The 14,224-nt window shown below is 40.7% G+C and carries 11 protein-coding genes; 6 read left to right on the plus strand and 5 right to left on the minus strand.

Annotated elements, in window-relative coordinates; translation table 11 throughout:
• Positions 1-360: 360 nt before the first annotated feature.
• A complete protein-coding gene (gene istB / locus Q7J41_RS00005; protein WP_304884012.1) occupies positions 361-1,128 on the minus strand; it encodes an IS21-like element helper ATPase IstB in 768 nt (255 codons plus the stop codon).
• A complete protein-coding gene (istA, locus tag Q7J41_RS00010) occupies positions 1,118-2,677 on the minus strand; it encodes an IS21 family transposase (RefSeq protein WP_304884014.1) in 1,560 nt (519 codons plus the stop codon). Before istA ends, istB begins: the two co-directional genes overlap by 11 nt.
• Before the next feature lie 299 nt (positions 2,678-2,976).
• On the opposite strand from istA, the gene Q7J41_RS00015 reads away from it, so the two are divergent.
• From Q7J41_RS00015 to Q7J41_RS00030, 4 genes are all read left to right on the plus strand, one after another.
• The gene (locus Q7J41_RS00015; RefSeq protein ID WP_304884016.1) at positions 2,977-3,552 is read left to right on the plus strand and encodes a TetR/AcrR family transcriptional regulator; all 576 of its coding nucleotides are present in this window, start codon (positions 2,977-2,979) and stop codon (positions 3,550-3,552) included.
• A gap of 261 nt (positions 3,553-3,813) precedes the next feature.
• Positions 3,814-4,878, plus strand: a complete 1,065-nt coding sequence (locus Q7J41_RS00020) for an NADH:flavin oxidoreductase (RefSeq protein WP_304884018.1) — start codon at positions 3,814-3,816, stop codon at positions 4,876-4,878.
• Between the two features lie 44 nt (positions 4,879-4,922).
• The gene (lysS, locus tag Q7J41_RS00025; protein WP_304884020.1) at positions 4,923-6,392 is read left to right on the plus strand and encodes a lysine--tRNA ligase; all 1,470 of its coding nucleotides are present in this window, start codon (positions 4,923-4,925) and stop codon (positions 6,390-6,392) included.
• A gap of 484 nt (positions 6,393-6,876) precedes the next feature.
• Complete coding sequence (locus Q7J41_RS00030) at positions 6,877-8,163, plus strand: ATP-binding protein (RefSeq protein ID WP_304884022.1); 1,287 nt, start codon at positions 6,877-6,879, stop codon at positions 8,161-8,163.
• A gap of 116 nt (positions 8,164-8,279) precedes the next feature.
• Here the strand turns inward: Q7J41_RS00030 and Q7J41_RS00035 are convergent, their stop codons facing one another.
• The gene (locus tag Q7J41_RS00035; protein WP_304884024.1) at positions 8,280-9,527 is read right to left on the minus strand and encodes a 6-phosphofructokinase; all 1,248 of its coding nucleotides are present in this window, start codon (positions 9,525-9,527) and stop codon (positions 8,280-8,282) included.
• A gap of 478 nt (positions 9,528-10,005) precedes the next feature.
• Between Q7J41_RS00035 and Q7J41_RS00040 the strand changes: the two genes are divergently transcribed.
• Both Q7J41_RS00040 and Q7J41_RS00045 read left to right on the plus strand, forming a co-directional pair.
• Positions 10,006-10,260 (plus strand): hypothetical protein, encoded by a 255-nt coding sequence (locus Q7J41_RS00040; protein ID WP_304884027.1) that lies wholly within the window; start codon positions 10,006-10,008, stop codon positions 10,258-10,260.
• Between the two features lie 273 nt (positions 10,261-10,533).
• Positions 10,534-12,003: an ice-binding family protein gene (locus Q7J41_RS00045; RefSeq protein ID WP_304884029.1), complete on the plus strand. Its 1,470-nt coding sequence runs from the start codon at positions 10,534-10,536 to the stop codon at positions 12,001-12,003.
• A gap of 217 nt (positions 12,004-12,220) precedes the next feature.
• Here Q7J41_RS00045 and Q7J41_RS00050 read toward each other — a convergent pair whose 3' ends face one another.
• Together Q7J41_RS00050 and Q7J41_RS00055 are read right to left on the minus strand one after the other, a co-directional pair.
• Positions 12,221-13,030, minus strand: coding sequence for a phosphatase PAP2 family protein (locus tag Q7J41_RS00050; RefSeq protein WP_304884031.1), 810 nt, complete (start codon positions 13,028-13,030; stop codon positions 12,221-12,223).
• Positions 13,017-13,961, minus strand: coding sequence for a diacylglycerol kinase family protein (locus tag Q7J41_RS00055; protein WP_304884033.1), 945 nt, complete (start codon positions 13,959-13,961; stop codon positions 13,017-13,019). The genes Q7J41_RS00050 and Q7J41_RS00055 overlap by 14 nt, the downstream gene beginning before the upstream one ends.
• Positions 13,962-14,224: the final 263 nt, after the last annotated feature.

Genomic DNA, 14,224 nt, shown 5'->3' on the forward strand with positions numbered 1-14,224 from the left:
ATTGATCAATTTCTACCCTGGTCAAAAACACTTTCACCGGATTGTTATAAAACCAGTTGATAAACCTAACATTACGAGTCCAACTCCGCCTGGAGTTGGACTTTTTTTATACATAGGTGCCTACAGTTTGACATTTACTGAGATATGAACCTGTTACGTAAAGTAGCAGGTTTTTTGTTGTTTAATGTGACCCGTTTTATTTCCTACCAAATAGAAGTCTTCCTACCGTCCATAGATAGGAAAATATGCAGATACATAGTAATTGAATATTTCGGTTGAAAAAACCAGCCTGTCCGGTAGTTCGTGCCACCGAGACCGGACAGTGGTTTCAAGCGTTTCGGCATGGTGCCAATTGACTATTTAAGGGTTTTTAGAATCGATCCCGTAGATTTCCCGCATGGAGCGGTCATGCTCCTTGTCAATATACTGAATTTCGATGCTGTGTGAATTGTGAACAATCCGATCAAGAATGGCATCGGCGACTGTTGCTTCAGGAAATTTGCTGTACCAGCCGAGTGGGGCAAACTGGGAGCAGAAAATCGTGGATACCTTTTTATGACGGGCGTGGATAATCTCCAGTAAGTCCCGGGCTTCTGTTTCTGTCAGTTTGATCAGCAACCATTCATCAAGGATCAGGAGGGTGTATTTCTGATAGTGTCTGATCGTTTCTTTAAACTTGCCCTCACCCCGGGCAACCGCCAGTTCAGCCAGCAGTTCTGGCAGACGGATGTATTTTGTGGCGTAGTAGTGTTTGCAGGCTTCCATACCCAGAGAGCAGGCGATGTAGGACTTGCCGGTACCCGTTGCACCGGCAATAATAATATTATGTGCTTCCCGGATGTATTCACAGGTCGACAGGCGTTCAATGAGTTTTTTATTGAGCTTCCGACCTGCCTGATAATTGATGTCATTCACATTTGCCTGGGATTGATCAAAACCAGCCTTTCTGATCAGTCGCTGCAGTCGGTTATTCTTGCGGCTGGTATATTCCCGGTCAACCATCAGACCGAACCGGTCTTCAAACGGAATATCCGCCATGGAGGGGTCATTCAATTGCAGTCGGAAGGCATCAGCCATTGTTGACAGGTGCATTTCGATGAGTTTATTGAGGGTGGCTTCATTCGTCATGATGCTTACCTCCATAATAGCTGGGCCCCCGGGTATACCCGTATTGATTTTCAACCGTGGTCTCCTGATTCAGATCTGGTTGATCGGACAGTTTATCCTGTCCGGTTGTGAGAATGTTTTTCACACTCTTATAACTGGGATGGGGCGTATAGGTCAACGCCTTTTTACAGGCGGCTTCCAGACGGTTGACCGAATATTTATCAGCCAGCTTCAGCAGTCCCATACAGGATTTATAGCCCTGCTGTTCGACCTTGAAGGAAGCAAGAATGGATTTGACCGTCGTAACGCTATGAGGCCCGATTTTCTGAGCCCATTCAATGAAGCGTTCACCATTCCATTCCAGATATTTCTGATGATCCTCCGGCATGTGCGCCTGAAGCGTACTGTACTGGTTGGAGCGACCATGGAGGCGTTTGTGGGAGCAGATCCGCTGATTATGGTAGAACACTTCGACAATTGATCGGGTCAGTCGTACATCCACTTCCTGTTTGATGTATTCATAAGGAACCGAGTAATGCATTTTGTCCACTGAAATATGATAATTGAACTGTACCGTGGCTTTTTTCCATTGTGACAATTCATAAGCAACAGGTGGCAATGGCGTGAGAAAAGGCTTTTCATCAGCAAGGTAAACACTGTACCGACTGCCCTCCTTTTTTTGAAAGGGTTTGTGGTTGAGTTTTTCCAGCTGAATCTGTATTTTACGATTCAGTTCCTCAAGAGCGAAGAATTTCTCGTTGCGGATGGCCGCGGTAATCCAGTTGGTTACAACATTGACCGAACCCTCGACACCAGGTTTGTCTTTGGGGGCCCTCACTCTTGCCGGTAACACGGCTGTATCATAGTATTCAGCCATTTCATAATAGGTTTTATTGATCTTTGGGGTATACCACTCGTCGGTTCTATCAACCCCAGTCTTAAGATTATCGGGAATCAGCATCCGTGTACTGCCACCAAAGTATTGATACATATGGATATGAGCGGTAATCCAGCTTTCCAGATCCATTTTAAGAAAGGCTTCTAAATAGGCATAGAGACTGTAATTCAAAACCCCGACAAAAATATGGCAGGAAATCATTTCACCAGTATCGGTGTCGATGAGGTAAGCCGGCTTTCCGGCCCAGTCCACTTCGATTTGCTCACCGGGCTTGCGCGGAATGTGCATGGTCGCATGTTTCTTGTCGCTGTACTTCTGATAATGGTGACAGAATTGAGTGTACATCAGGGGAATATCTTTATTCTGTCGACAACCTTCACAGTATTCATTCCAGAGAAGCTTCAGCGTTACCCCACTGCGCAGCATTTCCTTGTCGATGTAATCATAGTCCGGAGACTTGCGATCCGATTTTGGCACGGACTTATCAGGAAATAACAACTTTTCCAGATCAGCATCCGTTGTTTCGGCCGATAACGGCCAGATGATGTTGCAGGCTTTCGCCCGATTAACAACATCCCGAACTGTTTTTCTGGCACAACCGCAGCTACTGGCAATACCAGTCTGGCTGATGCCAAGGTTGAACAGCCTCAGAATTTCACGATATTTGGTCATAAGAATGACCTCCTAAAATGGATTTACATCAGTTAACTGATGCATATATCCCTTATACCCTGATTGAAACCAGACCGGAACGATTGAAACGAAACACCGAAGCGACTGGCACGAATATCCGGTTCGGTTGGAAGATTCGACCGAAATACTCAGTAATAGAAAAAAATAAAAGAAAAAAAAGATGATAAGGTGAATAAGGTTCGTTTAATTAATTATTGACATTTATAAATAAATGATATATTATTTGTATGTAGACCGATTGTCATAATTGTTTAATTTCGGAAAGAGGTAACTGGCTTATGGATAATAAATCTGATACACGTGATCGATTTATTAAAACAGCATCGATGCTGTTTCAATTACAAGGGTATCATGCAACTGGTTTAAATGAAATTTTAAAAAAAAGTGAAGCTCCTCGAGGTTCCTTTTATTATCATTTCCCAAATGGAAAAGAAGAATTAGCACTTGAAGCAATAAAATTAGCAAGCCAAACGATCCAACTGGACATCAAAAACACCTTAGATCAGTTTTCAGATCCTGGCGAAGCGATTAAATTTCAGATTGAAAAAATAGCGGAATTCATTACTAAAGAAAAGAAGATTGAAGATTTTACGATTAGCTTATTGGCATTAGAGACATATGCATCCAATGAAAGTTTAAGAAAAGCCTGCGAATCGGCTTTTATATCTTTTGAAAGGATTTATTTAGAAAAATTGATCCTAGCAGGGTTTACTAAAGAAAAAGCATATGAATTAAGTATGGTCATTCAATCAATGATTGAAGGTGGAATAGTGCTATCATTAACAATGAAAAATGGCACACCGCTACTTGCGGTTGCGAAACAAGTCAGCGTAATATTAAAGGCAAATGTTTAATACGATAGGCATTGCAAATCACTAATTCGGATTTCATGAAGATTAGTGGTTCTGTAGACATGGAATTATGTAGGACGGTCTAATTACTAAATTGCGTCATTACCTGGTTTTATTTTGACCGGTAATGCGAGCAGTGGGTGATTCTAAAATATTGCAATTTTTAGCTGATATGCATTATTTATGAGGCATTATTCTAGAAGCTACCCTTTTGGATTATGGGTTGCCTAATTAACCCAAATTTTCACACAAGGAAATTTTAAAATGGAAAAAATATTCACGTCGTTTAAGTTGAAAAATGTTGAGATACGTAATCGGATTTGTGTTCCGCCGATGGTTACAAGATTCAGCGAACCAGATACCGGAATTGTAGAATTGGGAACGATTGAGCACTATCGAAAAATCGCAAAAGGGTTGCCGGGACTGATTATACAAGAAGCAACATGTGTCAATAAAAACGGTCGTCTCATGGATCGTCAACTGGGAATTTGGAATGACACTCAAATGGAAGGATTAAAAAAAATTGTTGATGCCGTACATGCTGAGGGATGCGCCATATTTGTCCAATTACATCATGCCGGAGTAGTCGGAATCAATGAACAGCCTTTGTGTCCAAGTAAATACAGCTATGCCCTGCCAGATGGAAATATCAGAATAGGAAATGAGATGACTTTAGCAGAAATAAGCGAAATTCAGACTGATTTTGTAGAGTCTGGTGTCAGAGCATTTAAAGCAGGATATGATGGAATTGAACTTCATGGATGTCATGAATATTTAATATGTCAATTTTTAAATAAAAAAGTCAATACCAGAAATGATGAGTATGGAAAATATCCGGAAAAATTTGTGATGGAAATCATGAAAAGGATTCGAGAACGTACTTCACCTGATTTTGTCATTGGAATAAGATTAGGCGGATTTGAATCGACACTGAAAGATGCGATTCAAAATGCGGTTAAACTTGAGCAGGGAGGAATTGATTTCATCGATGTGTCATATGGATTTAGTAAAGAACAGGAATCCTTTGTTCCAGCGAACTATTCATTTATTGATATTATTTATGCTGCAAAAATGATAAAAAAATCAGTTCAGATACCTGTTTTTGCTGCAAATGGAATAGTATCCCCTGAAATGGCAGAAGATATTTTGACAAAAACTGAGGTTGACATGGTTGATGTTGGAAGAGGTTTTATTGTAAATTCTAATTGGATGAAGGATGCCATCGATAAAAAGGATACTGGAAAGTGTTTGCATTGCAAAATGTGTAAACTCTTTGTTGAACCGGATAAATGTCCTGGGAAAATAGTCTTTGAAAAAAACAAGAAATAATTCTGATATTCATAAGAGGTTTTATTAAATAATGGAGGGATACAATGAGTGCAAATGAACTAGAACTGGCAAGAAAGCAAAAACTTGAATATGTTCAGACGTTTACCAACCCATATCCGGAGCGATTTGCAAAAACCAATGAGTTATCTGAAGCAGGGATTTTGGAAGATGGCGTTGAAAATGTTAAGGTGGCAGGACGGATCACCTTTATTAGAAAGATGGGGAAGCTGTCTTTTGTGACCATTTCAGATATATGCGGAAAGCTACAAATCGCTATAAAGAAAGATTCTGTTGGAGATGACAGCTATACGTTTTTTAAAAAGGGGTTTGATATCGGAGATTTTCTTGGAGCGGAAGGTGATGTGTTTACAACCCAGACAGGTGAAAAAACAATTAGAGCCAACCAGATCTATTTTTTAGGAAAAGCATTGAAGTCTTTACCAGAAAAATTCCATGGGGTTACGGACGTAGAAATGTGTTATCGCCAGAGATATCTTGATTTAATTATGAATCAGGATACAAAAGACCGGTTTTTGTTAAAATATAATTTTATTAAGGAAGTTCGAAGATTTTTAGAGGACGATGGTTACCTGGAAATTGAAACACCGGTACTGATTGATCATCCGTCGGGCGCAACGGCAAGACCGTTTATTTCGCATCATAATGCCCTTGATATGGATGTTTTTTTAAGAATTGCACCGGAAACTTATTTAAAACGGGCAATTGTGGGTGGTTTTACAAAGGTATTTGAGTTTGCAAGATGTTTCCGAAATGAAGGGATGGATACCACTCATTTACAGGATTTTACCATGTTAGAAGGTTACTGCGCATATTATAACTATCAAGATAATATGGAGTTTCTACAAAATATGCTGACGCAGGTTATCACAAAATTATTTGGTAAAGCGCAAATTCAGATCAGGGACAAGGTTATTGATTTTGCGGGAAAGTGGGATGTGATTACGTTTAGAGACCTTATCTTTCAAGATTGCGGAATTGATATCGATCAGACAAAAACGGCTGAAATGTTGCTAAACGAGATAAACAAACATGGAATAAAACTTGAATTCGAGACAAATATAGATCTTTTAGGAAAAGGGAATTTGATTGATTTGTTATATAAAAAAGTTAGCCGACCAAAGATTATTGATCCGACATTTCTAATTGGTCATCCAACTGAACTCTCGCCTTTAGCAAGAGCAAATGATGACAATCCAGAAATTACTGATCGTTTCCAATTGATCATCAATGGTGCAGAAGTTATCAATGCTTATTCTGAATTGGTAAATCCGGTTGAGCAATATCAACGTCTTATGGAACAGTCGAGACTCAAAGCCGGAGGCGATGAAGAAGCAATGGTCATGGATAAGGATTATATCAGCGCTATGGAATATGGTATGCCGCCGATTTCTGGATGGGGTATGGGAATTGACCGAGTACTCCAGATACTGACAGGGCAAAACAATATCAGAGATCTAATTATGTTCCCAATCATGCGACCGCTTGAACGATAATTAACACAAATTATCTGATTTATTGTCAGTTGTTCGCACATGGCACTAAACAAAAATGGCTTAAATATTCCCCGAAATAACTCATAAGACCGCTTTGCAGAACTATCTGCGAAGCGGTTTTTATCATGAGTTAAAACGAAAAAAAGAGTCAGCATCGAAGGAAAAATGCTGAACTTAAATTGAATTCCATTTTAAAAACTATGTTATCTGAATTTTTAGAATTTATTGGAGCTCATTTTATATGAGTAGGTATGTGAAGCTCTCTGTTTGTAGGTCACATTCCATGAATCAGCTTTGTTAGAAGATTTTTTCGTTACATGACCAGATTCATTTAAACGATTATAAGAACTGCCACATCGTCGCATGGTATCTTATCATCAAGAAAAAAAGATAAGTCAAATAAAATGCATTATTCATACATTTTATTTGACTTATCTGTGTTGGACATGGTAAATTAGAAGAAAAAACACAATGGAGAACGATAATGAAGCGAAAATTTGAAGATGTTTTAATATCCTGGAAAAATAAAAATTCCCGTAAGCCGGCACTAATCTATGGCGCTCGTCAAATTGGGAAAACTACCAGTATCAAATATTTTGGCGAAAAACATTTTCAGAACACGATTTATATCAATTTTGAATTAAACAGGGAATTAGCTGAAGATTTCCAGGGAAATATTTCTCCAGACTTTTTAATTCATCGCTTTGAGGTTTATTTTGGCGAAAAAATTAATAAGGAGACAACATTGATTGTCTTCGATGAAATTCAGGCCTGTGAGCGCGCTTTGACAAGCTTGAAATATTTCTGTGAAGATGCCCCAGAATATTACGTCATCGGTGCGGGTAGTCTGCTTGACGTTGCTATAAAACGTGATGATTTCAGTTTCCCGGTTGGAAAAGTGAATCAGATCCATATGTATCCGATGGATTTTGAAGAATTCCTGTGGGCGAAGAATCAGGAAATGCTGGCAGATGAAATAAGGGTGTATTATGAAAAACGTGAGCCGCTGGATCCGGCTTTGCACAAAAAGGCAATGGGCCTTTATCGTGAATATTTAATTGTCGGTGGCATGCCTGAAGCAGTAAAAGAATATTCAGAAAACAACAGCTTGCTTGAGGTAGCAGAAATTCAGGGAGCGATCATCAATGCCTACGTTGCGGATATGGCCAAGTATGCAACATATAGTGACACAACGAAAATCATGGCAAGTTTTGATAGTCTACCGGCGCAGTTGGCCAAAGATAATAAAAAGTTTCAATATAAAGTTGTTGCCAGGGGGGGCCGGGCATCATTATTTGGGGCATCAATTGATTGGCTTTTGGCAGCGGGGATCGTCCTAAAATGTGAGAAGGTCGAACAAGGGCAACATCCATTGGCTATTTTTAAAGATATGGCTTCATTTAAACTGTATATGGGTGATATCGGTCTATTGTCACACCGGGCTGGTGTCAATAAATATGACATCATTAAAGGCAACGATCATGTCTTTATTGGCGCACTGACTGAAAATTATGTTGCCACTGCTTTAATACAAAAGGGATACCCTTTATATTACTGGACTTCGGGAACATCGGAAGTTGATTTTATGATTGAGAAACAAAGTGATGTTTTTCCCATTGAAGTCAAAGCAAGGGAAAATGTCAAATCCAGAAGCTTATCGGTCTATGTAAAACACTATCATCCGGTTTATTCGATTCGGATTTCGGGAAAGAACTTTGGATTCGAAAATAACATTTTATCAATTCCGTTATACGCAGTGTTTTGTTTGTAGCGGTTTAAAAGTGAATTGGTATGGATATTCCGCGGGTTGTTTTTAGAAAAAGCAGAGATGTTTTGGATAGAAATACCTATCGATTTAGCGCGGGATTCATATATGCTAAAGAGATTTCAAGTGGTCATGATTTTCTTGAGATTGGCAAATCGAGGAAGACCATCTTCTTTCAGCATTTTGGTTTCGCCCTGAATGAGTGGCAGCGCATAGTCGATGAAAGCTGGCAGTAGACCGTTACCGGCGGCATTGATCCACTCTCGGGGTATTTTCTTTTCATCATTTGCGACATCAATTAGATCGAACATTTTTATCCGGCATTGGTATTCTTTTCCGGGGATTCTTTCAAAGCCGACCATCTGATCGGTAGCACCGGCAAGCGCAACTTCCAGAGCGACCCTGCCGATCGCATAGGCTTCTTCGATGTCTGTACCGGATGCAAGATGGGCGGCGCATCGCTGAGTAAGACCGAATTCAATCCCGCGAACCTTGGTGTCGATCTTTGTGCCGATAAAGCTGGCCAGGCCAGCGGCAAGTCCGCCCATTCTTGAATGGCCGAAAGCATCCGTATTCTTGGTCAGATCGGAAAAATAGGCTGAAATGTAAGTGTTGCTTTTGTCCATTATGCCTTCAGAAACAGCGACAAGAACATCTCCTTTTTTTTCAAAGATGCTGCTCACATCGGCAATGAAATCGGCAAGATCAAAATAGATCTCAGGCAAATAGATCAGATCAGGGCCAAGACCTTTGTAGGTGGCCAGTGCCGAAGACGCAGTCAGCCATCCGGCGTTTCGACCCATGATTTCCAGAATCGTTATGGAACCGGTTCCATAAACTTTGGCATCTTTGTAAATCTCCATGCAGGATGTGGCAACGAACTTAGCGGCACTACCGTAGCCGGGGCAGTGATCCGTACCTAAAAGGTCATTGTCGACGGTCTTAGGGATGCCGATAATCCGGCATTCATAGTTGTTCTGATTCAGATAACTGCTTATTTTGCTGCAGGTATCCATGGAATCATTGCCACCGTTATATAAGAAATAACGGATATCATACTTCCGAAATGTATCGAGAATACGCTTGTAATCCGTGTCATCCACAATGAAATCCTTAAGTTTATAACGACAGGTTCCAAACGCTGAGGCAGGTGTGTATTTCATTAGTGAGAGCTCATAAGGATCCTCCAGATCCATAATATATAATCGATCGCTTAAAACACCCCTGATGCCATTTTCAGCAGCGTACACCGTTGTGATATGTTCTGAAGCAAGTGCAGCTTCAATGCAGCCAAGGGCACTGGCATTGATGACGGATGTCGGTCCGCCAGATTGACCGATGAGGCAGGCGCCTTTTAATGGTGTTGTCATAATTTAACTCCTTCTTTCATAGTCAGATTTATATTTTCGCACTCTTTCTAATTCCCGATCCGGCGTTTTATTGTTTTTTTTGATAGACCCATTTTCATCTTTATCCACAATTCCTGGATTGTTTACAGTTCCCTTAAGTGGCCTCTACACAACAGAACCGTCATTACGATCACCTGATGTTTCATTTCATAAACCCATTACGCTGCATCATCATTACTTCATTTGTACCCCTTCCAATCTTTTTTTAACTTAGTCGGTACCATAAAGCAGTTAAATGACCGGAAATACCAACGTCCCTGATCGCCTGAAAAAACACCCCTGGGAGATTATTATCTGACAGAGGCTATTTTAAACAATAAATGTTAGCGATGGCAACTAAGCTGTCACCGCCACTCTAAAAAAAAACGAAGTCAGTTTTAACTAGGCCATTATCAACAATCTTTATGGCATTGAAATTGAGAGCAATGAAAATTATGTTGTGAATGCTTTAACTCAGAAGGGATATCCTTTGTATTACTGGACATCTGGAACATCGAAGGTTGATTTTATGATTGAGAAACAAAGTGATGTTTTTCCAATGGAGGTTAAAGCAAGGGGAAATGTAAAATCCGGAAGTTTGTCAGTATATGTAAAAAGATATGATCCAACTTATTCGATTCGGATTTCAGGCAAGAATTTTGGATTTGAAAATAATATTTTGTCGATTCCGTTATATACGGTGTTTTGTTTATAGATTGTTTAAATGCTGTGTAAAGAAAGAAACAAAGTGAGACAATTAGCAGACATTAGTTTGTCTGAGTAGAGTTTTCTTTAATGTTAACGGTGTTTGGGTGTTTTTTTCAATAAAAATGAAATTAAGTTAATTGGCATGGTATGATTAATAACAATGAAAGGAGCAAAAAAATAATATTCGGAGAAGTTAAGATAGTTCTCTATCAAAAAAAATGGTATTATCACTGTCTTTTTGAGTTTCAAAAGACAAAATATAAATTTAAAGGAGAAGAAAATGAAAAATTTCAAAAAAACGCAAACCTTGTTGTTGGCATCGTTCCTTTTAGTTGCTAATTTTTTTCTGGTTGGAAACGTTTTCGCACAGGACAATCAACTTACTACGGAGGCGGCCAGTTCCGTTGGGGTGACATATCAAACCCATATCCAGAATCAAGGGTGGACTGGCTGGGTTTCTGATGGAATAATGTCGGGTACGGAAGGTCAGAGCCTTCGGATGGAGGCTCTAAAAATTCAACTGGTTAATGCGCCTGCAGATGCCAGGATTGAATACAATGTCCATGTCCAAAATCAGGGCGACCAAACCGTTCGAAAAGATGGCGAACTGGCAGGCACCGAAGGTCAGAGCTTGCGTTTGGAAGCAGTCACCATTAATCTGATCAACATGCCTGGCTACTCGGTTGAGTATCGTGTCCATATTGAAAATCAGGGTTGGACTCAGGGCTGGGTTTCTGATGGAGCATTAGCAGGAACCAGAGAAATGGGTTTAAGATTAGAAGCCATGGAAATCAGAATCATAAAAACAGATGATGTCGTTCATCCCGCATCGGTCAGCCTGGATAAAGAAACCGCCAGTCTTGCCGTTGGTGAGACACAAGCGCTTACAGCAACCGTTTTACCAGCGGATGTTACCAATAAAAACGTCACTTGGTCATCCGAAAATACGATTGCGGCCACTGTTGATGAAAATGGTATTGTTACCGGTGTGAGTGCCGGAATTGCCACAATTGTGGTCACAACTGTCGATGGCAATAAGACCGCCAGTTGTGTCGTAACCGTTTCGGCACCAAGCGAAATCGTTACCGAGCCGGTAAACCTGGGGACAGCTGCTAATTATGCGATCCTGGCAAAAACAGGCATTTCAACGGTGCCAGATTCGGCAATTACCGGAGATATCGGCGTTAGTCCAATTGCAGCATCGGCCATTACGGGATTCTCGCTGACGGCAGATGCCACGAATGTCTTTGCGACTTCCCCTCAAATTACTGGCAAAGCTTACGCGTCAGATTACGCAGCGCCAACAGGTGTTAACCTTACCACCGCGGTAAGTGACATGGAAACGGCATATGTTGATGCGGCTGGAAGAGCAGTCAATTATACGGACAAGTTCACCGGCGATATCAGTGGTCAAACACTGACACCAGGCGTTTACAAATGGGATAACGAGGTTTTAATCAATTCAGATGTTACCCTTAATGGCGGTCCCAACGATGTTTTCATCTTCCAAATCGCTAAAGGAATCACTCAAGCCAATGACACAACGATTATTCTAGCTGGCGGCGTACAAGCCAAAAATATCTTCTGGCAGGCTTCGGAAACCGTTTCAATTGGAACGGGTGCACATTTTGAGGGCATTGTACTGGGGCAGACAAACATCGGTCTGGGATCTCAAGCATCGATCAATGGTCGCTTATTGACCCAGACAGCAGTAACTTTGATTCAAAGCACCGTTGTCGCTCCCTTATAAATCAGATCCGAATTCACTGATTTAGTAGAAAAAAACAATCCATTAAATGATTAGTCACGCTTTATATGGCTCCCTTCATTGCCGACAGTTAAAATAGCAAAACTGTTGGTAACTGAAGGGAGTTTTTTATTATTGAGATAAATGCCTTCAGATCGATGCCTGGCACTAATTTATAGTTGAGGATGTTTTAAGGTTTTGGAAAGAGGAATGAAAAATGCTAAAGTGAATTATTAAGAATCACACCTAAAAGTCCCCAGGCGGTTCCAAGAATAGCACCTCCGAGCACATCTCGGGGGTAGTGCATGCCGACATAGATACGGGTGATCCCAACCAGAAATGCCATCAAATAGACAACTAACCAGATGAAAAAGTTGGCGTGATAATAGGGTAATAAAAAAGTTGCCATAAAAAAAGCTTGACTGGTATGACCACTGGGAAAAGAACTGCCCTTCGCTTGTGATCCAACAATGCGACTATTTTCAATCTTTTTATAGGGTCGGGTGCGATGAATCAGCACTTTTATAAATTCAACCACTAACCATAATGATAGGGTACCAAATACAAAGGCATAGGCAAGGAGATGATACCCGGAAAAATATAGAATAACGGCAACGACCATAGCAAAAGACCCACTACCAAGCTGAGTAAAAAACAGCATGCACCAATCAAGCCAGGACTTGCGGTGTCCATGCATATTAAAATAAGAAAAAACCCAGACATCAATGCGCTGACCAACTGACCACACAAGAGAAATGGTGATTAAACCAAAAATCAGCACCAGGCTAATCAGCGTTATTTGGTTTCTTACGACCCCTAAAAAAATGATCCAGATATAATTAGGAACAAATATAAAAAATAAAACAAAGAAAATGGCAACCATGATTAACCAGTAAAGAGGTGGAATGTGACGTATCCTGGCGATGATTCTATTCCATGTTCCGTGAATTTCAAGATCCGGCAATGGGGTTTCTTCAGTCGGTTTAAATCTTTTGTCTTTTACAAATTCATCCTGATTATTTCCCTTCATTTGACTTTGTTGTACCGACCATTACCGTCAAAGCTTGTTGCAGTACTTCGATTCGTACAGAACCCTCTCCCAAACTTTGGCCATCGGCCATAACCGACATCGATGGTTCAGTATCAATGATAATTTTACGCACCCGGTAGTGCTGAATCCGGGGATCCTCAGGGCTATCGGTGCCCACGCCGCTAAGAATATAACCGATCAAATCGAGTTTGGATAGATCAGAAAAAAACATGACATCCAGTAATCCATCATGATATGCATCGGCAGCACCAACTTTATAATTACGACCAATATAGGGCATGTTAGAAATTAAGGCGGCATGGCCCAACTCGTTGATTTCCCGATTATCGTCCAGGAAAAGATGGATGTCGGAGGGGGGCGCAGTCGTGAGGATTCCTAAAAACTCGCCGATACTTGCGACATTACCATGCTGGATATCATCCCCGGAGGGGAAAAGCATCGAAAACAAGCCCACCGAGCAAAGCTCAATAAAAGGCGTGCTGACATCGTTGCAAGTGACCATGCCCAGATCTATTTTTAAACATCGCCCTGTTCTGAGAAGGGCAATTGCCGCAGGAATATCAATGGGGATATTGAGGCTAAGTGCCACATTGTTCTGCGTTCCGGCGGGGACAATGCCAAGTGTAGCATTTGAACCGACCAAAGCCTTCGTGACAGAAGCGACGGTGCCATCGCCGCCACAAACCACAAATAGATCAATTCCTTGTGCAATGGCAGCTTCAACCACTTCCGGCAAGTTACTGTCTGGTTCGATTAGATAGAGTTCAGGGATAAATTTCCAGGCTTGCATTTCTTTAATAATATCCAGAATTTGTTGGTCTGAGTCGTCATCCGCACCAGCACCAGGATTAAAAAAGAGTTTAACCCGCATCGGCAGAACGTTTGCTTTTAGAGCTTCCATAGCTTGCATATATTATTCCTCCATAAATTAGTTAATAAAAACGTGCCTGTTAACTTAAAAAAACCAAGAAAATCAAATATTCTCCAAAATCACGGCAGACATCACTTTTAAACAGGCCAACTGCAAAATAGAGGCATTATTTTATTTATACCCGTATTTACGCAAAAAAATCTAAATATATGTTTCAATAATCAATCCCGATAGCTCCCGTCCCCGCGTCTTCGAGAAATGATGACACACGTAGTTTTTGAAAGATTAACTGTGATTATTGA

This window comes from Acetobacterium sp. (assembly GCF_030652775.1).
Taxonomy (GTDB): domain Bacteria; phylum Bacillota; class Clostridia; order Eubacteriales; family Eubacteriaceae; genus Acetobacterium.

Coding starts and splice junctions, on each gene's coding strand:
- Q7J41_RS00050 (WP_304884031.1), bottom strand. CDS start 13,030: ATGAAGGGAAATAATCAGGATGAATTTGTAAAAGACAAAAGATTTAAA.
- Q7J41_RS00030 (WP_304884022.1), top strand. CDS start 6,877: ATGAAGCGAAAATTTGAAGATGTTTTAATATCCTGGAAAAATAAAAAT.
- istB (WP_304884012.1), bottom strand. CDS start 1,128: ATGACGAATGAAGCCACCCTCAATAAACTCATCGAAATGCACCTGTCA.
- Q7J41_RS00045 (WP_304884029.1), top strand. CDS start 10,534: ATGAAAAATTTCAAAAAAACGCAAACCTTGTTGTTGGCATCGTTCCTT.
- Q7J41_RS00055 (WP_304884033.1), bottom strand. CDS start 13,961: ATGCAAGCTATGGAAGCTCTAAAAGCAAACGTTCTGCCGATGCGGGTT.
- Q7J41_RS00035 (WP_304884024.1), bottom strand. CDS start 9,527: ATGACAACACCATTAAAAGGCGCCTGCCTCATCGGTCAATCTGGCGGA.
- Q7J41_RS00015 (WP_304884016.1), top strand. CDS start 2,977: ATGGATAATAAATCTGATACACGTGATCGATTTATTAAAACAGCATCG.
- Q7J41_RS00020 (WP_304884018.1), top strand. CDS start 3,814: ATGGAAAAAATATTCACGTCGTTTAAGTTGAAAAATGTTGAGATACGT.
- istA (WP_304884014.1), bottom strand. CDS start 2,677: ATGACCAAATATCGTGAAATTCTGAGGCTGTTCAACCTTGGCATCAGC.
- lysS (WP_304884020.1), top strand. CDS start 4,923: ATGAGTGCAAATGAACTAGAACTGGCAAGAAAGCAAAAACTTGAATAT.